At 74.3% G+C, this 20,502-nt stretch carries 15 protein-coding genes; 8 read left to right on the forward strand and 7 right to left on the reverse strand.

The genetic code is table 11. The features are described 5' to 3' along the window. Positions 1-157 precede the first annotated feature (157 nt). Positions 158-2,521, reverse strand: coding sequence for a DUF5682 family protein (locus E4198_RS09285; protein ID WP_136182754.1), 2,364 nt, complete (start codon positions 2,519-2,521; stop codon positions 158-160). Further along, positions 2,518-3,606 (reverse strand): AAA family ATPase, encoded by a 1,089-nt coding sequence (locus E4198_RS09290; RefSeq protein ID WP_136182755.1) that lies wholly within the window; start codon positions 3,604-3,606, stop codon positions 2,518-2,520. The genes E4198_RS09285 and E4198_RS09290 overlap by 4 nt, the downstream gene beginning before the upstream one ends. A 140-nt stretch (positions 3,607-3,746) precedes the next feature. On the opposite strand from E4198_RS09290, the gene E4198_RS09295 reads away from it, so the two are divergent. Both E4198_RS09295 and E4198_RS09300 read left to right on the forward strand, forming a co-directional pair. After that, positions 3,747-5,177 carry an SWIM zinc finger family protein gene (locus E4198_RS09295; protein ID WP_136182756.1) on the forward strand — a complete coding sequence of 477 codons (1,431 nt, stop codon included), beginning with the start codon at positions 3,747-3,749 and terminating at the stop codon, positions 5,175-5,177. A 62-nt stretch (positions 5,178-5,239) separates the two neighbouring features. Then, positions 5,240-6,838, forward strand: a complete 1,599-nt coding sequence (locus E4198_RS09300) for a DUF5691 domain-containing protein (protein ID WP_136182757.1) — start codon at positions 5,240-5,242, stop codon at positions 6,836-6,838. Positions 6,839-7,055: 217 nt separating this feature from the next. Here E4198_RS09300 and E4198_RS09305 read toward each other — a convergent pair whose 3' ends face one another. Continuing rightward, positions 7,056-7,466, reverse strand: a complete 411-nt coding sequence (locus E4198_RS09305; protein ID WP_027763304.1) for a cobalamin B12-binding domain-containing protein — start codon at positions 7,464-7,466, stop codon at positions 7,056-7,058. Positions 7,467-7,676: 210 nt separating this feature from the next. Here E4198_RS09305 and E4198_RS09310 point away from each other — a divergent pair, with 210 nt between their 5' ends. After that, positions 7,677-8,540: an alpha/beta fold hydrolase gene (locus tag E4198_RS09310; RefSeq protein WP_136182758.1), complete on the forward strand. Its 864-nt coding sequence runs from the start codon at positions 7,677-7,679 to the stop codon at positions 8,538-8,540. Positions 8,541-8,863: 323 nt separating this feature from the next. Further along, the gene (locus E4198_RS09315; protein ID WP_247597612.1) at positions 8,864-10,699 is read left to right on the forward strand and encodes a M23 family metallopeptidase; all 1,836 of its coding nucleotides are present in this window, start codon (positions 8,864-8,866) and stop codon (positions 10,697-10,699) included. Positions 10,700-10,816: 117 nt separating this feature from the next. Here the strand turns inward: E4198_RS09315 and pcrA are convergent, their stop codons facing one another. Then, positions 10,817-13,360, reverse strand: coding sequence for a DNA helicase PcrA (pcrA, locus tag E4198_RS09320; protein ID WP_136182759.1), 2,544 nt, complete (start codon positions 13,358-13,360; stop codon positions 10,817-10,819). A 187-nt stretch (positions 13,361-13,547) separates the two neighbouring features. On the opposite strand from pcrA, the gene E4198_RS09325 reads away from it, so the two are divergent. After that, positions 13,548-14,660: a C40 family peptidase gene (locus E4198_RS09325; RefSeq protein WP_136182760.1), complete on the forward strand. Its 1,113-nt coding sequence runs from the start codon at positions 13,548-13,550 to the stop codon at positions 14,658-14,660. Positions 14,661-14,714: 54 nt separating this feature from the next. Here the strand turns inward: E4198_RS09325 and E4198_RS09330 are convergent, their stop codons facing one another. Next, positions 14,715-15,068, reverse strand: coding sequence for a hypothetical protein (locus E4198_RS09330; RefSeq protein WP_136182761.1), 354 nt, complete (start codon positions 15,066-15,068; stop codon positions 14,715-14,717). A gap of 224 nt (positions 15,069-15,292) precedes the next feature. On the opposite strand from E4198_RS09330, the gene E4198_RS09335 reads away from it, so the two are divergent. Further along, positions 15,293-15,808, forward strand: coding sequence for a DoxX family protein (locus tag E4198_RS09335; RefSeq protein WP_247597891.1), 516 nt, complete (start codon positions 15,293-15,295; stop codon positions 15,806-15,808). 55 nt (positions 15,809-15,863) lie between these two features. On the opposite strand, the gene E4198_RS09340 is transcribed toward E4198_RS09335, so the two are convergent. Next, positions 15,864-16,109 (reverse strand): hypothetical protein, encoded by a 246-nt coding sequence (locus tag E4198_RS09340; protein WP_136182762.1) that lies wholly within the window; start codon positions 16,107-16,109, stop codon positions 15,864-15,866. Further along, complete coding sequence (locus E4198_RS09345) at positions 16,106-17,578, reverse strand: PspC domain-containing protein (protein ID WP_136182763.1); 1,473 nt, start codon at positions 17,576-17,578, stop codon at positions 16,106-16,108. The genes E4198_RS09340 and E4198_RS09345 overlap by 4 nt, the downstream gene beginning before the upstream one ends. Positions 17,579-17,764: 186 nt before the next feature. Between E4198_RS09345 and E4198_RS09350 the strand changes: the two genes are divergently transcribed. Together E4198_RS09350 and E4198_RS09355 are read left to right on the forward strand one after the other, a co-directional pair. Continuing rightward, positions 17,765-19,045, forward strand: a complete 1,281-nt coding sequence (locus tag E4198_RS09350) for an ATP-binding protein (protein ID WP_136182764.1) — start codon at positions 17,765-17,767, stop codon at positions 19,043-19,045. Next, a complete protein-coding gene (locus E4198_RS09355; RefSeq protein ID WP_136182765.1) occupies positions 19,042-19,740 on the forward strand; it encodes a response regulator transcription factor in 699 nt (232 codons plus the stop codon). The genes E4198_RS09350 and E4198_RS09355 overlap by 4 nt, the downstream gene beginning before the upstream one ends. Positions 19,741-20,502 lie beyond the last annotated feature (762 nt).

Raw genomic sequence — 20,502 nt, forward strand, 5'->3', positions numbered from 1 at the left:
CCACGTCCTCCCCCACTGCCCCGCTCCCTGTCCGCGTCATCGCTCTCTCCCCTCGTCCCGAACCCTGCCGCTCACTCCGCGCCGCCCCGGTGTCCCGTCGCCGGCGGCGCTGCGGGCGACCCGCCCGGGGCAGCAGCCCGCCTCCCTGTCGGCCCCTTCACGGCGCGGCCAGCAGCAGCCGCAACGTGGGCAGTACCGCATCCGCGCGCTCCGCGTCGGCACCGGGGCCGAACCCGGGGAGGGCCCCGGACCCCGCTCCCCGGGCGCCGCCCGCCGCCGCGGGACCGCGGCGCAGCAACTCCCCCAACGTCCGCCGTACGCCCGCCTCGTACTCCGCGAACGTCCGGCGCAGCAGCGGCAACACCTCCGTGAAGGCGTCCGGGGCGACTGAGATCAGCCAGCGGTCCACGAGACCGAGCAGCCGTTCGTCGTGTGCGAGGAGCATGCCGCCCCCGGCGAGGAAGCCCTCGATCCACGCCGCCGCCTCCAGCGGGGGCGTCCCCGGAGAGAGGGCCAGCCCCAGCAGCCGGGCCGCCTCGCCGTCGGCGAGCCTCCCGTCGTCGAGGAGCAGCCGCACGCACCGGCCGCGCAGCAGCCCCGGGACGCGCTCCCGGTCGGCCAGGGTGCGGAGCACGCGCCGCCAGCGGTCCGGGAGTTCCCCGGCGCCGGGCACCCCCTCCTGCTGTGCGAGCAGTGTGATCGCGTGGTGCGCGGTGTCGAGGTGCTCCCTCATCTGCGCGGCCCCGTCCGCGTCGAGTCCTGCGCAGGCTGGCGGCAGGCCGACGCCGACCCGTTCGGCGAGGCCCACGGCGACCTGCGCGGGGGCCACGGCGTCCGCACCGCGCACGTCCCCGTACCGGACGGTCCGCACCAATGCGGGCAGCGCCTGCACCAGATGGCCGATGTCGGCGTCCAGCGCCGCCCGGTCGGCGAGGGTCCGCATCACGACCGGCAGCGCGTCCGGCAGATCCGCCAGCAGGCACCGTTCCGCGAGGGTGGTGACGTCGGCCAGGGCAGGCGCTGCGACGGCCGCCGAGCGGGCCTTGGCCGTCGCCGCGGCCAGGACGGTCGTACCCCAGACTCCTGCCTCTGCCGTGCGGACGGCGAGTTCGGGCTCCCAGCGCAGCCGCCAGCTCTCCCGGAAGGTGCCGGTGTGGGCGGAGCGCGAGACCGCGGGGCTGCCCCAGTGCACGCCGAGCAGCCGCAGGCGGTGCAGCAGGCGGCTGCGTGCGACGTCGGTGTCCTTCCGCAGGTCGAGGTCGAGTTCGCGGTCGGACGCCTCGGGCCGCAGGCGCAGCGACTTCTGCTGCCGCGCCAGGTCGCGGTGCAGCGGGACCGCCGGGGCGTCGTCGGGCACCTCGCCGAGTACGTCGCCGACGACCAGCCGGTCGCGGACGAGGTGCAGCGGGACCTCGGAGCCCTCGCACAGCACGGCGCGCGCCGCGTCCATCGTCTCGGTCAGTCCGGCCAGCGGGCGGCCGCGGAGCGCCGCGAGGGTGTCTGCGAGGCGGACGGCCTCGATCACGTGGGCCGAGGAGACGAGCAGGTCCTCGTCGCGCAGCAGCCGGGCGATCCGGGTCATCCAGCGCTCCACGGGCCGGTCGGGCGCGGTGAAGAGGTGGCCGTACCAGCCCGGCGAGTCGATGCCGGCGCCGTAGCCGCTCTGCCGGGCGAGGCGGCGGTGGGTCCAGGGCACCCACGTCACCTCGACGCGCGCCTTGGGGAGTCCGCGCAGCAGCGCCCGGTCATCCGCGACCTTCACGGACCGGGCCAGCGCCGGGACGTGCCAGGCGCCGCAGACGACGGCGACGTGCTCGTCCCCGTAGGCGCGGCGGGCCTCGCGCAGCCGCAGACGCATGTGCGCCTCGCGGACGAGATCCCTCTCGTGTCCGTCCTCGCCGTGCTCCGCGCGGAGCACGGCCATCGCCTCGCCGAGCGCCGCGAAGGGCGTGAAGGGATCCGGGCCTCCGGTCCCGTCGCCGCGGGACCGGCCGCGGTGCTCGACGACGTCCTCCCACCACCGCTCCGGGTCGTCGTAGCCGGCCGTCGCGGCGAGGACCGCGACCGGGTCGAGACGGGGGGCACCGGATGCGGCTCCGGGCGCGCGGGGTGTCGCGTCCTCCTCGTCGCCCGGTTGTGCGGGCTCCGGCTCTGCCTCCGGGTCCGCGTCCCGGTCCGGGTCCGGATCGTCGCCGCCGCCGAGGGCGAGGGTGTGGGCGGCGGGCAGGTCGATGAACCTCACCGGGACCCCGCGGGCCAGCGCCCACCGGACGGCGACCCACTCCGGCGAGAAGTCGGCCAGCGGCCAGAACGCCGCCCGGCCCGGCTCGGCCGGGACGTGCGCCAGCAGCGCGACCGGCGGCCGCATGCCCGGGTCTGCGGCGAGCGGCAGGACGTCGTCCGCCTCCGGCGGCCCTTCGACGAGGAGGATCTTCGGCGCCCGGGCATCAAGGGCCGCCCGTACCGCGCGGGCGGAGCCCGGCCCGTGGTGGCGGACGCCCAGCAGCAGCGGCCCGTTCACTCGGACACCTCGCGGCAGGCACGGTAGAAGTCCTTCCACCCCTCCCGCTCGCGCACCACGGCCTCCAGGTACTCCTGCCACACCACACGGTCGGACGCCGGGTCGCGGACGACCGCACCGAGGATGCCGGCCGCGACGTCGCCGGCGCGCAGCACGCCGTCGCCGAAGTGCGCGGCCAGCGCGAGCCCTCCGGTGACCACCGAGATCGCCTCGGCCGTCGAGAGCGTGCCGGACGGCGACTTGACCTTCGTGCGACCGTCGGCGGTGACGCCGTCCCGCAGTTCGCGGAAGACGGTGACGACGCGGCGGATCTCGTCGACGCCGTCGGGCAGCGCCGGCAGATCCAGGGACCGGCCGAGCTGGTCGACGCGGCGGGAGACGATGTCCACCTCCGCCTCGGCGGTGGCCGGGAGCGGCAGCACCACGGTGTTGAACCGCCGGCGCAGGGCGCTGGACAGCTCGTTGACGCCGCGGTCGCGGTCGTTGGCCGTGGCGATGAGGTTGAAGCCGCGCACCGCCTGCACCTCCTCGCCGAGTTCCGGTATCGGGAGGGTCTTCTCCGACAGGATGGTGATCAACGTGTCCTGCACGTCGGCCGGCATGCGGGTCAACTCCTCGACGCGGGCGGTCATGCCGTCCGCCATCGCCCGCATCACCGGGCTGGGCACCAGGGCGTCCCGGCTCGGCCCGTGCGCGAGGAGCTGGGCGTAGTTCCACCCGTACCGGACGGCCTCCTCCGGGGTGCCGGCCGTGCCCTGCACCAGCAGGGTGGAGTCGCCGCTGACGGCGGCGGCCAGGTGCTCGGACACCCAGGTCTTCGCGGTGCCCGGCACACCGAGGAGCAGCAGCGCCCGGTCGGTGGCCAGGGTGGTGACGGCGACCTCGACGATGCGGCGCGGGCCCACGTACTTGGGGGTGATGACCGTGCCGTCGGCCAGGGTGCCGCCGAGCAGGTAGGTCGCCACGGCCCACGGTGAAAGCCGCCAGCGCTCGGGGCGCGGCCGGTCGTCGGCGGCCGCGAGCGCCTTCAGCTCGTCGGCGAAGGCGTCCTCGGCGTGCGGTCGCAGGGCATGCGTCTCGGTCACAACTCCCCCTCGGCGTGCAACGGATCGATGTGGTCCCCACCTTGCCCGGCAGCACTGACAGTGGTCGTCTGACAGAGCGTCACCGCAGGTCGGAGAGTGGTCCCGACGGATTGTCAGTGGCGGGTCCTACCGTCGGTGACATGAGTGGTCAGGGGGTCCGCTGGACAGCGGAACAGGTGCTCGCGCTGGCACCCGACGCGTCGTCGCGGAAGAGCGGCAGCCGGCTCGCGGCGCCCGGCCCGTGGTCGGAGGCCGGCAGCGGGGACGACGCGGTGTGGGGGCTGTGCAAGGGCAGCGGCAGGACGCCGTACCAGGCGGTCGTGGACCTCGCGGGCGGCGACGGACCGGGATACCGGTGCAGTTGCCCCAGCCGCAAGTTCCCCTGCAAGCACGCGCTGGGCCTGCTCCTGCTGTGGGCGGGCGCGGAGCCGTGCGTGGGAGAGAGCGCCGAGCCGCCCCCGTGGGCGGCGGAGTGGCTCAGCGGGCGGCGCGCGCGGGCCTCCGCCCGTGCCGCCGGCGCGGGCGCGACCGGTGGGAACGGCTCGCCCGACGGCGACGGGGCCGCGGCCGGGCGAGGGGCAGGAGATCCACAGGCCGCCCGGCGACGCGCCGAACGGCGCACCGCCGCGATCACCGCCGGGGCGACGGAATTGGAGCAACGCCTGGGGGACCTGCTGAGCCGCGGCCTGGCGGGAGCGGACGGCGCGGGCTACGGCGAGTGGGAGCAGACGGCCGCCCGCATGGTCGACGCCCAGGCCCCCGGCCTGGCGGGGCGCGTGCGGGAGTTGGGCGCCGTCGCCGCCTCCGGGCCCGGCTGGCCGGACCGGCTGCTCGCGGAGTGCGCGCTGCTGCACCTGCTCGCCCGGGGCTGGCGCGCGGCGCACGACGGTGGGCTGCCCGAGCCGCTCGCCGCGACGGTACGGGCCCGTGCGGGCCTGAACGTCGACGCGGCCACGGTCCTCGCCGACGCGGCAGGCGAAGGCGGGAACCTGCGGCGCGACGCGTGGCTCGTCCTCGCCCAACGGGACACCGAGGAGGGCAGGCTGACCGCCCGCCGGATATGGCTCCACGGGCGCGCCTCGGGACGGCCCGCCCTGCTGCTCGCCTTCGGGGCCGCCGGACGCGCACCGCAGATCACGCTGCCCGTCGGCACCGTGCTCGACGCCGATCTGGCCTACTACCCGGGCGCCGCACGGCTGCGGGCCGCCCTGGGCGAACGGTGGGCGGCGCCGTCCGCGGGCTTCGTCCCGCCCGGCGGCAGCACGGAAGACGCCCTCTCCGCCTACGGCGCCGCGCTGGCCGAGGACCCATGGCTCGACGGGTGGCCGGTCGTGCTGCGGGACGTGGTGCCGGTACGCCCGGCGGAGCGCGGCGGGTGGCAGCTGGCGGACGCGGAGGGCGACACGGCGCTCCCGGTCGCGCCCGCAGTTCCGGAGTCCCGGCTGTGGCGGCTCGTCGCCCTCTCCGGCGGCGGTCCCGTCACGGTGTTCGGGGAGTGCGGGCACCGCGGCTTCGCCCCGCACACGGCATGGGCGCCCGGCTCCGGCGAGACCACGGCGGTGCTGCTGTGACCGCGCCCGCCCGCCAGGCGCGGGCGCCGCAGCCGAAAGCCACCGGACGGAGGGACGAGAGCATGGACGCACCGACGACCCCCTGGAGCGAACTGCTGAGCGCCGCCCTGCTCGGCGCCGAGCGGAGGCCCCCACCGGGCGGCAGCACCGTCGCGCTGCTGGACGCCGCCGCTGTGGCGACCGTCCGGCGCCGCGCCGGAGCGCGGCCCGCGCAGGCTGGGCAGCGCCTCGACCCCGCGCCGCCGGACGGGCGGCCCGCGCTCCCCGCGGCGGCGGCCGACCGGCTGACCCTGCTGCTCGCCCACCGCGTCGCCGGGCCGGGCGGTGGTCGTCGCGGCACCGCACCCGACGTCGCCGAACTGCTGCCGCAGTGGCTGGCCGTGGCCAACCGGCACGGTTACCGCGCGCCGTACGCCCTGCTGCCCGCGCTGCTGGACGCCGCCCGCGCCCGCACGGACCTGCGCGCCCAGACCCTCGCCTTCGGCGGCCCGCGGGCGCGCTGGCTGGCGAGGCTGAACCAGGACTGGAAGTTCGCCCACCGCAACGCGGGCGGCGTCGCGGAGGACGCCCAGCCCGACCGACGGCTGTGGGAGGAAGGCCTCTTCGCGGAGCGCGTCGCCCTGCTCGGCTCCCTGCGCCGCCGTGACGCCGCGGCCGGGCTCGCGCTGCTGGAGAGCACGTGGACGACGGAGCGGGCCGAGGACCGGCTGATGTTCCTCGACACGCTCCGGGACGGCCTGTCGCCCGCGGACGAACCGTTTCTCGAACGTGCCCTCACCGACCGGAGCCGGACGGTGCGGGCGACGGCGGCGGAACTGCTCTCCGGGCTGCCCGGCTCCGCGCTCGCCACCCGGATGGCCGAGCGAGCCCGCTCGTGCGTCACCCCCGACCGCACGCGGGCGCGGGACGCGGACGGCCGGTCGGCGGCGGTCGGCGGCACGATCGCCGTCGAGGCGCCGCACGAATGCGACGCGGCGATGCAGCGGGACGGTGTCGTGCCGAGACCGCCGTCCGGACGGGGCGAGCGGGCCTGGTGGCTCGGTCAGGTCGTGGAGGCCACCCCGCTGGGCACCTGGACGGACCGCTTCGGCGGCCGCACGGCGACGGAGATCGTCGCCCTGCCGGTGGCCGACGGCTGGCGTGAGGACCTGCACGCCGCCTGGTGCCGTGCGGCGGTGCGGCAGCGGGACGTCGCGTGGGCCAGGGCCCTCGTCGGGGCGCCCGCGGCGCCGCCCGCACAGGGGCCGGGCGATCCGGCGAAGCTGCTCACCGTGCTGCCGGCCGACGAGCGGGCGGCCTGGGCGGCCGGCTTCATCGCGGCGCACGGACTTTCCGACGCCTTCCGGGTACTCGGCGTGTGCGCGGTGCCGTGGTCGGGCGGTCTGGGCAGAGCGGTGATGGACGCCCTGGAGATCGCGCGCGACGCGGGCAGCTACCCGTGGAGCTTCAGCGGTGTGCTGGGGCTGGCGGAGCGGTGCCTGGACCCGGCCGACGCGGAGCGGCTGGCTCCGCTCGCGGCGATACCGGACGAACCGCGGGACGGCTCCCCGGGCGCCGGCGGCTACTGGGCGGAGGCGTTCCAGCGGCTGGTGGCGACCCTGCGGATGCGCGCGACGATGCTCGCCGAACTCAGCCCGGTGGAAGCCCGCCCCGCGCGCTGATCGGGGCCCCTCACGCCACGCGTCCCGGACTCCGGCGGTCCGGATCGCCGCCGGCCGACGGCGATCCGACGCGGCGCGGCCGAGGGGTAAGCGCCACCGGTGGCGCGAGCGACCTGTGGGCCGGCGTCCCGGGGCGAACGTCGGCGAGCAGGGGGCGGTGCTCGTCTCCGCGTGGCGAGCGGTGCGGCCGGAAGGGGCGCCCGGCTTCGGGAAAGCGCTACGCCGCGAGGTCGCGGACGTTGCCGCGGACCCAGGCGACGACGTCACCCGTGGGGGCGCCGGGCGTGAAGATCTCCGCGACGCCCTGCTCCTTCAGCGGCGCGATGTCGTCCTCGGGGATGATCCCGCCGCCGAACACCTTGATGTCCAGCGCGTCGCGCTCCCGCAGCAGCTCAAGGACCTTGGCGAAGAGCGTGTTGTGCGCGCCGGAGAGGATGGAGAGACCGATCGCGTCGGCGTCCTCCTGGATCGCCGTGTCGACGATCTGCTCGGGCGTCTGGTGCAGGCCCGTGTAGATGACCTCCATGCCCGCGTCGCGCAGCGCTCGCGCGATGACCTTCGCGCCCCGGTCATGGCCGTCGAGACCCGGCTTGGCGACCACCACGCGGATCGGACCCGACACACCCATCACTGCCTCCATACTCGCGACGCGCCCCGGGACGGCATCCGGCCCACCCAGGTGAACGAACGTTATCGCCCCTCTCACCCATCCTGGCAGTTTCGCGGCACTGAGGGAGGGGGAAATCACACCAAGGACCGCACAAGATCGCGTATCCGGGGCACTCGCCGTCTCCATACGGCGCCGAACCCGAGGGCGCGGATCGGGAGGTGGTTGGCCATGGCGGGAATGCCGTTCCTGCGCGCGGCGACACGCGAGGCGCTGGCACTGACCGGGCACCTGCTCCTCTACCCGACCGGCATATGCCCCGAGCGGGACCCCGACCTCGAGGAAGCACAACCCACCGCGACCCTCTCCACGCGGGGCGTGTCCGCCCCGCCCGTGCTGCTGCTGCACGGCTTCTGCGACAACCGTTCCACGTTCGTGATGCTTCGCCGGTCGCTCCTGGGGAACGGCTGGCCGCACGTGTACTGCCTGAACCACTCCCCGCTCACCTGGGACATCCACGAGGCCGTCGAGACCCTGGACACACGGGTGAAGGAGATCTGCAGCCGCACCGGTCATGAGCGCGTGGACGTCGTGGGCCACAGCCTGGGCGGCCTCATCGGCCGCTGCTACGCGCAACTGCACGGCGGCGACGCCCACGTCCGCACCCTGGTCACCCTCGGCACGCCGCACGCGGGCACCTACACCGCGGCGGCGCTCACCCCGCACCCGGTGGCGCGCCAGATGGTACCGGGTTCGGGGCTGCTGGAGGAGCTGGCCGCACCGGTGCCGGGCGGCAGTCGCACTCGTTTCGTGAGTGTGTGGGGCGACCACGACCTGTTCGTGGTGCCGGCGCGAAGCGGCAGGCTGGAGCACCCCGATCTCGCGGTGACCAACGTGCGGGTACGGGGCGTCGGACACCTCATGCTCCCGGTGGACCGCACAGTCACCGCCTGGATCCGGGACGAACTCGCCGACGGCCACGGCCCGGAGGCGGACACCACCCAGGGGGGCGGCGCCCCGGCCAGCACCGCCGAACCGGGCTCCACCGAACCGGGCACCACGCACCTCGACACGCCCGCCGCCGGGGCCGCCTGACCCCGGACCCGCGGGACGTCGCGCACACACCGTGACGAACGGCCGGTCGCCGCACTTCGGCACGCCTGATCCGCCGGGCGATCCCCTGAACTTGCGAGATTCGCGGCAGGGGTGGCGCACAACGCCCCGGAACCCCTCCGTACGCTGGCCGTACGCTTCTCGAACGCCCCGCCGAGTACGGACTCCCAGCGCGGCGAAAGGCGAGCGAATGCCCGTTTCACGCCCGCCCAAAACCTGTGGAAGATTGTCGCCGCCGCATACCGCCGGGTACAGTCACCGCACTTGCTCCGCCCCTTGCTGTCGAGGCGAAAGAGAAGTTGGTGGTGAACGACCGTCACCCGGCCGGAGATTCCTTCCCGGCCGACCCCGGTGCCGATTACTCGTCCGCGGGCTACGACTCCGCGCACTACGAGCAGTCGGCATACGGCACCTACGGGACCGCGGCCTACGCCACCGCCGCCCAGCACGACGCCTGGTCCACCGGCGCGTACGACACCCACGGCACCGGCTACGCGCCGGACGCGGGTTACTACGGGGATCCCCTCTACGGGCCCGTCCCCGGCACGGACACCCCCCACGCGAGCGGCTGTCCGGCCCCGTCCTACGACGGGACCGGCAACGAACTCCACGGCACGGACGGCTACGGCACCGCGTACGACGCCTACGGCACCGCCGGCCACGGTCACGCCACCGGCGCGTACGACACGACCGCCTGGACCGACGGCTCCGGAACGGACCACTCCGGCGCGGGTTTCATCCCGCACCAGCCGGGGCCGGACCAGGCCGAATACGGCTGGTCGGTCCCTACCGAGGGCTCGGTCCAGTGGGACGTCAGCGCGTTCGAGTCGACCGCTCCGGCCACCACCGGGCTCGACAACGCCGTGCTGGACCCCACCGCCTACGGCGCCGCCACCGGCTGGGACGGCAGCACCTACGGCCACCAGGCCACCGACGGCTCGGGGTTCGAGGCCGGCTACGACCTGGCCGGATACGACCAACACGGCCACCCCGGCGCGTACGACCAGAACGCCCAGGCCGCGTACGCCCCGACCGCGAACGACCGGACCGCCTACGGCACCGGTGCCTACGACTCCGTCGGGTGGACCGACGGCGCGGCCTACGGCACCACCGTCGCAGGCCACCAGGGTGAGGAGACCGGACCTCACGCGGCGGAAGGCGCCGACGCGCAGGCCGCCACGGTGGTGGACTTTCACGAGCAGCCCACCGCCGCCTTCGACGCGTACCAGCAGGGCGAGGAGGCCCCGGCCGGTCACCCGGGTCCGGCCGGCGCTGAGCACGCCCACGGCCCGGGGGACGGGTACCACCCCGTGGCCCCGTACGACCCGGCCGACCCGTACGGCGAGCCCGTCGTCACCGTCGGCTCGGAGGCGGAGCCCGAACCCGGGGCGGTGATCGCCGGACCCCAGGGCCGCGGCCGCCGCCGTTCCCCCAAGCCGCGCCGCTCCGCGCTGCTCACCGTCGCCGCCCCGTCGGTCGCGGTGCTCGGCGTGGCGGGCATCGCGGCGGCCTCCGTGATTCCCGCCGGTGACGAGGAGACGGCGCAGGCCGCCCCGGACACCACCGAGGTGAAGGTCTCACCGGCGAACACCAAGCTCGACACGCAGCTCGCCGGACTCCGCGAGGCCGGCGACGACTTCGCCGACCGCGCGAGCCGTACCCAGGAGCGCATCGACCTCAAGAAGCGCCAGGAGGCGGAGCGCAAGCGGAAGGCCGCCGAGGCCGCACGGCGCGAGGCGCTGCGGCCCAAATTCGCCCTCCCTGTGGAGGGGTTCGGCGTCAGCGCCTACTTCGGCCAGGCGGGCATCAACTGGATGTCCGTGCACACCGGCCTGGACTTCCCCGCCTCCTACGGCACGCCGGTCAAGGCGGCGACCGACGGCACGGTCAGCACCCAGTGGAACCCGGCCTACGGCAACATGATGATCGTCACGGCCGCCGACGGCACCGAGACCTGGTACTGCCACCTCAGCAGCACCCGCATCCGGTCCGGAACGGTGCAGGCCGGGGACGTCATCGGCTACACGGGCAACTCCGGCAACTCCACCGGCCCGCACCTGCACTTCGAGGTGCGGCCGGGCGGGGGTTCCGCCGTCGACCCGCTCTCCTGGTTCCGCTCGCACGGCCTCGAGCCCAACTGACGCGCGGACACCGGCGCACACGCCCCCACGCCGACGGCGTGGGGGCGCGCGGGATGAACCCGCGCGCCCCCACGCATCGTTCCGATGCCACCGCGGCCCTGACGCCCCGCCGGCGCCTCAGAGCTTCTCGACCGGCGCGTACCGCAGCAGCAGCCGCTTCGGCTTCTCGTCGCCGAAGTCGATGGTGGCCTCCGCGTTGTCCCCGCCGCCGCGCACGGCCGTGACGGTGCCCAGCCCGAACGTGTCGTGGGTGACGCGGTCGCCCACGGACAGCGCCACCACCTGCCGTTCCTTCGCCCTGCGCGTCGCGAACCCGGTCGGCGCCGCACGGCGGGCCGCCCCGAGGGCCGAGGTGATGCCGGACGTCGGCGACATGCGCCCGCCGCCCGCACCGGCACCGGCACCGGCACCGCTCGAGCCGTAGCCGCTGCCGGGCGCCGCAGCGGGTCCGGTGCGCTGCCACTCGACGAACGCCGGCGGGATCTCCTCCAGGAAGCGCGACGGCGGGTTGTACTGCGGCTGGCCCCAGGCGCTGCGCAGGGTGGCCCGCGTGAGGTAGAGCCGTTCACGAGCGCGCGTGATCCCCACGTACGCCAGGCGTCGCTCCTCCTCCAGCTCCTTGGTCTGGCCGAGTGCCCGCATGTGCGGGAAGACGCCGTCCTCCATGCCGGTGAGGAAGACGGTGGGGAACTCCAGGCCCTTGGCGGTGTGCAGCGTCATCAGGGTGATGACGCCAGGGGCGTCCTCGCCCTCCTCCGCGTCGGGGATCTGGTCGGAGTCGGCGACCAGCGCGACCTGCTCCAGGAATTCCGCCAGCGTCCCCGGGTCGTCCTCGTCCCGCTCCTGCTCGAACTCCAGCGCCACCGCCGCGAGCTCCTGGAGGTTCTCGATCCGCGTCTCGTCCTGCGGGTCCGTGGAGGCCTGGAGCTCGGCGAGGTAGCCGGTCTGTTCCAGCACGGCCTCCAGGACGGTGGCCGGGCCCGCGCCGGACTCGGCGACCGTGCGCAGCTCCTCCATCAGCGCGTTGAACCGGCGCACCGCGTTGGCCGACCGCGCCGCCATGCCGTACGCCTCGTCGACCCGGGCCATGGCCTGCGGGAAGGTGATCTTCTCGCGGGCGGCGAGCGCGTCCAGCATCGCCTCCGCACGGTCGCCGATCCCCCGCTTGGGCACGTTCATGATGCGGCGCAGCGGGACGGCGTCCTCCGGGTTCGCGAGCACGCGCAGGTAAGCGAGGATGTCCCGGACCTCCCGGCGCTCGTAGAACCGCACACCGCCGACGACCTTGTACGGCAGGCCGACGCGGATGAAGATCTCCTCGAAGACGCGGGACTGGGCGTTGGTGCGGTAGAAGACCGCGACCTCGCCCGCCTTCGCCTTCCCGGCGTCGGTCAGCCGGTCGATCTCCTCGGCGACGAACTGCGCCTCGTCGTGCTCGGTGTCGGCGACGTACCCGGTGATGGGGGTGCCGCTGCCTGCCTGCGTCCACAGGTTCTTCGGGCGGCGGTTCTCGTTCCGCTCGATGACGGCGTTGGCCGCGGACAGGATGGTCTGCGTCGAGCGGTAGTTCTGCTCGAGCAGGACGGTGGTCGCGTCCGGGTAGTCCTCCTCGAACTGGAGGATGTTGCGGATCGTCGCGCCCCGGAAGGCGTAGATGGACTGGTCTGCGTCGCCGACGACGCACAGCTCGGCCTTCGGGTGCGCACCGTCGTCGGTCTCGTGGCCCCGCTCCGGGTCCGTGCCGACCAGCTCGCGCACCAGCGTGTACTGCGCGTGGTTGGTGTCCTGGTACTCGTCGACCAGCACGTGCCGGAAGCGGCGGCGGTAGTGCTCGGCGACGTCCCCGAACGCCTGCAGCAGGTGCACGGTGGTCATGATGATGTCGTCGAAGTCCAGGGCGTTGGCCTCGCGAAGCCGGGCCTGGTACATCGTGTACGCCTCGGCGAGGGTCTTCTCATAGCCCTCGCTCGCCCTGGCCGCGAAGTCCTCCTCGTCGACCAGTTCGTTCTTCAGGTTCGAGACCTTGGCGCTGAACGCCTTCGGCGGGTACCGCTTCGGGTCGAGGTCGAGGTCCTTGCAGCACAGCGCCATCAGCCGCTTGGAGTCGGCCGCGTCGTAGATGGAGAAGCTGGAGGTGAAGCCGAGCTTCTTGCTCTCCCGGCGCAGGATGCGCACGCACGCGCTGTGGAAGGTGGACACCCACATCCGCTCGGCGCGCGGCCCGACCAACTGCTCGACGCGCTCCTTCATCTCGCCCGCCGCCTTGTTGGTGAAGGTGATGGCGAGGATCTGCCCCGGGTGCACGTGCCGCGCGGCCAGCAGGTGCGCTATCCGGTGCGTCAGCACCCGGGTCTTGCCGGAGCCGGCCCCGGCGACGATGAGCAGCGGCGAACCGTGGTGCAGCACAGCGGCGCGCTGCTGCTCGTTCATCCCCTCCAGCAGCTGCTCCGGGTCGATCACCGGACGGTGCGCGCCGTCCCGGAAGTACGCGTCGCCGCCGCGCCCCTGGAACGACCCGGTGAAGAGGCCCTCGGGGACCTCCTCGGGCTCTGCGGGCCCACCGGACTCGGGCGGGGGCGGCGGCGCGTCGTCCGGCGCTCCGGCCGCCGGGTCCGTCGGCTCGAGGTCGGCCAGGAAGCTGTCGTCGAAGAGGCTGCTCATCGTCTACGGAGTCTAGAGCGCCCCACCGACACGTCGGATCCGCCTCTGTGATGTCACGAAAAGATATCGGACGTTTCGGTCACCGCCTTCACACCGGTCCCACAACTTCGCTACCGTGCCGTGCCAAGCAGGCACCCCCACCCCGCCGGACGGGCCCCTCCGCCGGTGACCGGAAGGAGCCGTGGCCTTGGCGTCCCACCGCAAGCCGCGCACCCGCATCCTCCAGACCGCCGCGTCGCGCAACGGCGCGGTCTCCGTCACCACGGCGGCCCTGGCCTCCGTCACGCTGCTCTCCACACAGAGCGCCGTCGCCGACCCCCGGGACGACGAACCGACGCTGGAGGAGGTGCGGCAGCGCGTCGACACCCTCTATCAGCAGGCGGGCGCGGAGACGCAGCGCTACAACGCGGCCAAGGAGAAGGCGGACGCGCAGCGCGACAAGGTCGACGGCCTCCTCGACCAGGTCGCCCGCCGGGCCGGCGAGGTCAACGACGCCCGTCGCGCGCTCGGGCAGTACGCGGCCGCGCAGTACCGCACCGGCGGCCTCTCGGGGACCGCGACGCTGCTGCTCTCCGAGGACCCCCAGGGGTACTTCACGCAGAGGCACGTGATGAAGCGGATGACCGCGCGGCAGCAGCAGGCCGTGAAGACCTTCGAGGAGCGCAAGCAGGAGGCCGCGCGCAAGCGCGGCGAGGCGCAGCGGGAACTCTCCACGCTCACCACGTCGCAGGACAGGTTGCGGGAGAGCAAGAAGGACGTCCAGGGCAAGCTCTCCGACGCGCGCGACCTGCTGTCGGAACTGACCGCCGAGGAGAAGGCACGGCTCGCCGCCGCCGAACGGCGGCGGGAGGCCGAGGCGCGCCGCAAGGCCGAGGAGGCGGAGCGGCGCCGCGAGGAGCAGCGGGAACGCGAGGAGGAGGCCGGGGACCCGGGCGGCGCCGACACCCCTGCGACGGGTACGGCGAAGGTGATCGCCTTCGCCAAGGCCCAGCTCGGCAAGCCCTACGTGTGGGGTGCCACCGGGCCCAACTCGTACGACTGCTCCGGACTCACCCAGGACGCCTGGGCTGCCGCCGGGGTGAGCCTGCCGCGCACCACCTACGACCAGGTCGAGGTCGGCACGACCGTGCCCCGGTCGCAGATGCAGCCCGGCGACCTCGTCTTCTTCTACGCGGACGTGACCCACGTCGGCATCTACGTGGGGAACGGCCAGATGATCCACGCCCCGAAGCCGGGCGACGTCATCAAGTACGAGTCGATCGACTACATGCCCTTCCACAGCGCGGTCCGCCCGGTCTGAACGGGAGTACGTCCCGGAGCCCGGCTCCCACGGCCCGGGGCGGCGCGCGGCCTGCTACGTCCAGAGCACGGCGATGAACACGTTCGCCGTGGTCAGGGCGCCGATGGCGCCGAAGAGCGGTGCCGGGAGCCGCTCCTCGTCCCGCTTGACGTAGACGAGCCCGAGGATCACCACCAGCAGCGCCAGCTTGAGGGCGATCTTCGGATGGTTGACGGTCATGTCGTCCCACTGCCTGAGGCCGATCATCACCATGCCGGTGACCAGCATCAGCAGGGCGCCGTGCAGCATGGCGGGCACCACCCGGGCCTCGCCCGCGCCCATCGCCTTCATCTGGACGAGGAACCCGCCGAGCAGCGCGGCGATCCCCAGAATGTGCAGCCCGACGAATATGTTGATCAGGGTTTCCATGGCCCCGGAGCCTAACGACGCCCCGTCGGGGCGCAGTCGGCGCCCTGTCGAGGGCACGGGCGGCGCCCGGGCGGCCCTGGGTCCGGCACCCGCGTCTGAACGCCTCCCCTTCCCCTCACGTACTCCGCGGTGGTAGTCCGACGGCAGCAGCGGGCATGACCACAACAGCCGTATCCGGCACCGGCCGGAACACGGCGCGGCGGGAAGGCGGGATGGCGATGCCCATGACGACGGACCTGGAAAGGGCCGAGGGCCCGACCGGTATACGCGGCGCCCTCGCGCGCTCCGCACTGCTGCCGCTGCGCCTCTTCCTCGGCGGCACGTTCGTCTACGCCGGCCTCGACAAGCTCACCGACCCCGGCTTCCTCACCGGCACCGGACCCGGCTCGCTGACCGCCATGCTCGAGGGCGTCCGGGAGACGGCCGGGGCGCAGTGGATGGTCGACCTCGCGCTGAAGAGCCCGGAGGGCTTCGGCTACGCGATCGCCTTCGGCGAGATCGCCGTGGGCGCCGGAGCCCTGGTCGGCCTCCTCACCCGCCTCGCGGCGCTCGGCGGCGCGCTGATCTCCCTCTCCTTCTGGCTGACCGTGACCTGGTCGACGGAGCCGTACTACTACGGCAACGACCTGGCGTACCTGATGGCCTGGACGCCACTGCTGCTGGCGGGCGCGGGGCGGCTGTCCCTGGACTCCGCGCTCTCCGGCCGGCGCCGGCGCCGGGGCCGCGCCCTCTACGGCTGACGCCCGCCTCGTCGGCCGGGCTCCACGCCCCGCGGTGCGCGCCCGACGGGCGTGATCAGTCGGGGGCGGGCGCCCCGGCACGGCGACGGCGGGTCCGGGCACGGCGGGTCCGGGCGTGGCGGAGAAGGACGGTGGTCACCGCCACCACGGCGCCGAGCATCAGCGTGGCGGGCACCATGAGGGCGAGCGGTGCGGGGTGAACGTCGATCACGCCGAGCCCGTCCAGCAGGTACACGACGGCCGCTCCGCACAGCAGGAGCCCCATGGCAAGCCGTGCCGGCTCGAAACGGTGCCGGGTCATCGCGCGCCCTCCTCCCCAGTCCGTGGTCGCTCCGTCCGCTCGACGACGACCTCGCCGACGCCGACGTCCAGGTCGAGTGTCAGCGTGCCCTGCGGCTCCGCGCCGTCCGGTGGCGGCAGCGTACGTGTGGCGGTCACGCCGAGGCCGCCGCCCGTCGCGTCGGCCGGCCCACCGGGGCGGCCGGGCTGCGGCGCGCCGTCCGGGTCGCCGGGATCGGGGACGGGCGGGTCGGGGGCGGCGGACGCCGGCTCCAGCCGGTAGCCGCCGACCCCGACCTCGATGTCCGCCCGAACCACGACGTCGTCGGGCACCAGCACCCGCAGTTCGCCCGCGCCGAGCCGGGCCCGCGTCCACAGGCCTTCGCCCTCGCCGGGACGCACCCGGCTCAGGTCGAGCGTCGCGCGACCGGTGCTCTGCTCATAGAAGGGGGCGACGGCGGCCGCCGAGACGGGCGCCCAGCGGCGGTCCTCCCAATCGGCGGCGATGTCCTGCGGCAGCAGGGAGGCCGCCGCGAGGGCGAGCCCGGTGACCAGGACCATGAAGAGCGTGCCGCCGCCGACGCGCCCGGTGAAGGCGGTGACGGCCAGCGCGACGCCGTACACCAGAAGCGCGCAGGAGAGGCCGATGACCAGGCTGTCCGCGAGGAGCCAGCCGCTGCCCAGGGCGACGCCGAAGGCCGTCAGGCCGACGACCGAGGCCAGGGCGAAGACCGGCCCGCCGGACGACCGGCGTTCCCGCTGCCGTCGCCGGAAGGCCTCCTTGTCGGCGGCGGTGTACGGGCTCTCGGTGTCCGGGCCCCACAGGTAGCCGCTCTCCCTTGCGGGGGTGCCGTCCTTCGTGAGCGGCTCGCGCCACCACGAGGGCGTCGACGGCACCGGGGGGGCCTGCGTCTCCGGGGGCGCGTCCGCCACGGCATGCGCCGTGGCCGGATCCACGGGCGCACCCTCCGCGCCGGCCGCCTCCGCCCGGCGCCGCCGCTGCGACCAGTACGCGGCGCCACCCACCGCGCCAGCCACCAACAGGGAGAACGAGGTGTAGCCGGTCCGCAGGGAGGCCAGGAACAGGCCGCAGCCCACCAGGGCGACCAGGATCGCCGACAGCGACGCCCCGTCCACCCGGGCGGACAGCAGGCGGCGCAGCTCGTTCTCCCGCTCCCCCTCGGCGGGCACGATGAGCCAGGCGAAGCCGTAGAAGACCAGACCGAGGCCGCCGATCAGCGACAGTACGGCGACCGGCACCCGGAAGACGACCGGGTCGAGGTCGAAGTACCGGCCGAGGCCGCCGCAGACACCGCCGACCACCTTGTGGCGGCTGCTGCGCAGCAGCCGCCCCGGCCGGTCGGGGGCATCGGGCCGGTCCGGCCGCCGCGGAGCGTCCAGTCGGTCCGGAGCCGCCGTGCCGTCCGTCGCCGGCGCCTCCTTGCGCAGGCTCGGGCCCGGCGGGGAGGACGGCTGCGGATCGTCGTTCATGCGCCCCATGCTCCCCCGCCGCCGCGCCCTGCGGCATCGGGGCCCGACCCGGAGGCGACCCTGAGATCGGCCGGGGCCCCGAGGTCCGGCCCGGGCGGCCGGGCGGCCGGGGCAGGGCCCGGACCTCCGGGTCGCCTCAGGGCCGACCCTGATGTCCGGGCGGCCCCCGCGTGTGACCATCGAGGCATGACCTCCGCCGCCCCCTCCGCCCCGGCGCCGCCGCGTCCCACCCCCGGCGACGACGACGAGCCGCCGCTGCGGAAGCTCTACCGGTCCGCGGAGGGACGGATGCTGGGCGGCGTCGCGCGCGGCCTGGCCGGCCACCTGGCCCTGCCGGTGTCGTGGGTCCGCATCGCGTTCGTCGTGCTCTGTTCGGTGAACGGCCTGGGCGTCGTGCTCTACGCGGCGTTCTGGGTGGTGGTGCCGCTGGGGACGGGCGGCGTCCAGGCGGCGTCCCGCAAGGCGGCCCGCCCGCGCCTGGTCCGGAAGATCGACAAGGGTCCCGTCCTCGCACTGTGCGTGCTGCTCGCCGCCGTGGTCGTGGTGGGCGACCCGCTGCCGTTCGGCCCGGTCAACGCCTATCTGTGGCCGCTGATCCTCATCACGGTCGGCGTGGTGGTGGTGTGGCGGCAGGCGGACAACGCCCGCCGCTCCCACTGGGCGGAGGTCAGCCGCCGTACCCGCCTGATGCCGTTCGCGCGCAGCGCCGCCGGGGTGCTGCTGGTGCTGGCGGGCGTCACCGGCATCGTCGTGATCCAGGGCTCGGTCGAGCATCTGGGCCAGGTTCTCCAGGCGTCGCTGGCCGTGGTGGTGGGCATCGCACTGCTCGCCGGCCCGTACCTGGTGCGGATGATGCAGGACCTCTCCGAGGAGCGGCTGATGCGCATCCGCGCCCAGGAACGGGCCGAAGTCGCCGCGCACGTCCACGACTCGGTGCTGCACACCCTCACCCTCATCCAGCGGAACGCCGACGACCCGCGCGAGGTCGCACGCCTGGCGCGGGCGCAGGAGCGCGAGTTGCGGGTGTGGCTCTACAAGCCGCAGGGCAACGGCAAGGACGAGTCCGACGAGCCCGGCACCGTCGCCGAGGCGGTGAAGGCCACGGCCGCCGAGGTCGAGGACGACCACGGGGTGCCGGTCGAGGTGGTCTGCGTCGGCGACTGCGCACTGGACGAACGGCTCGGCGCCCAGGTCCAGGCGGCGCGCGAGGCGATGGTCAACGCCGCCAAGTACGGTGGCGAGGGCGGCACGGTCCAGGTCTTCGCGGAGGTCGAGGGCCGTACGGTCTTCGTGTCCGTACGCGACCGCGGCCCGGGCTTCGACCTGGACGCGGTGCCGGCCGACCGGATGGGCGTCCGCGAGTCGATCATCGGCCGGATGGAGCGCAACGGCGGCACGGCCCGCATCCGCCCCGCCGCGGGCGGCGGCACGGAGGTGGAGCTGGAGATGGAGAGGGCGGAAGCATGAGCGAGCACCAGACCACGGCACCCACGACGGAGGGCCGTCGCGCGCGCGTCGTGCTCGTCGACGACCACCGGATGTTCCGGGCGGGCGTGCAGGCGGAGATCGGCCGCACCGAGGCGACCGGGGTGGAGGTCGTCGGCGAAGCCGGCGACGTCGACCAGGCGATGACGGTCATCCAGGCCACCCGGCCGGACGTCGTCCTGCTGGATGTGCACCTGCCGGGCGGCGGCGGCGTGGAGGTGCTGCGGCGCAGCACCTCGCTGATGGGCGCGGCCGAGCAGCCCGTGCGGTTCCTCGCGCTGTCCGTCTCCGACGCCGCCGAGGACGTCATCGGCGTCATCCGCGGCGGCGCACGCGGCTACGTCACCAAGACCATCACCGGCGCCGACCTGGTCGACGCGGTGTTCCGGGTCGCCGACGGCGACGCCGTCTTCTCCCCGCGCCTGGCGGGCTTCGTGCTGGACGCCTTCGCCTCCACCGACGCGCCGCCGGTCGACGAGGACCTGGACCGGCTCACCCAGCGCGAGCGCGAGGTGCTGCGGCTGATCGCGCGCGGCTACGCGTACAAGGAGATCGCCAAGCAGCTCTTCATCTCCGTCAAGACCGTCGAGTCGCACGTCTCCGCGGTGCTGCGCAAGCTGCAGCTCTCCAACCGCCACGAACTCACCCGCTGGGCGACCGCCCGCCGCCTGGTCTGACGGCCCGTCTCGCGAGCTCCGCGGACGCGGCCTTATTCGGCGGGCGTCAACCTGCGTTCCGATCGAAGTAGGACGCTGCCGATCACGAGAGCGCAGACACCACCGCGACCAGATACGGCCAGACCTCCGACGCCGCAGCACACTCCACGCGCAGAGAGCCAGAGCCACCGTTCCCCACAGCACGGTGCGCAGCGGTTGGCGTACGAGGGCAGCAAGCACAATCACCAGTGCGATCAACACTGCGATGATCACCACTCCCGACCCCAGGCGATTCCCGACGATCGCCGCGACCTCGCGCACGGGAACCTGTCCGTCGAGCGGGTAGGTCTCACGTGTGTACACCAGCCCGAGCATGCCGACTGCGAGCGAGACAACCGCCAGTGCGCCGCTCGCCCAGCACAACAGGGCGATCGCGCGTGCGGCGAGCAGACGTGTGAGCCGTTGGAGCACAGGCGAAGAAGGAGTGCCATGAGCCCGGGAGCACTGGCCACCATCCCGACGCCCCAGACGACCGCGCCCAGTGGGTGCTGGCCGAGCGCCGCGAACTCGGCGTCCGCGACGAAGCGCTTCTCCGTCTCGCGGTAGCGCTCCCGGTACAGGGGTAGCTCGCCACACACTGCTCGAAGAAGGTCGAACGGTCCACTGTGGACGGAGCGTTCTCGGCGTCCTCCCTGCACCCTCCCGTCGTCAGGCGTGCCAGCCCGTGCCGGACGTTCGCGAGATTGCTGTCGGCGGTCTCCTGTTCGGCGTATGCCCCGAAGA

Origin of the sequence: Streptomyces sp. RKND-216 (assembly GCF_004795255.1) — a bacterium.
Taxonomy (GTDB): domain Bacteria; phylum Actinomycetota; class Actinomycetes; order Streptomycetales; family Streptomycetaceae; genus Streptomyces; species Streptomyces hazeniae.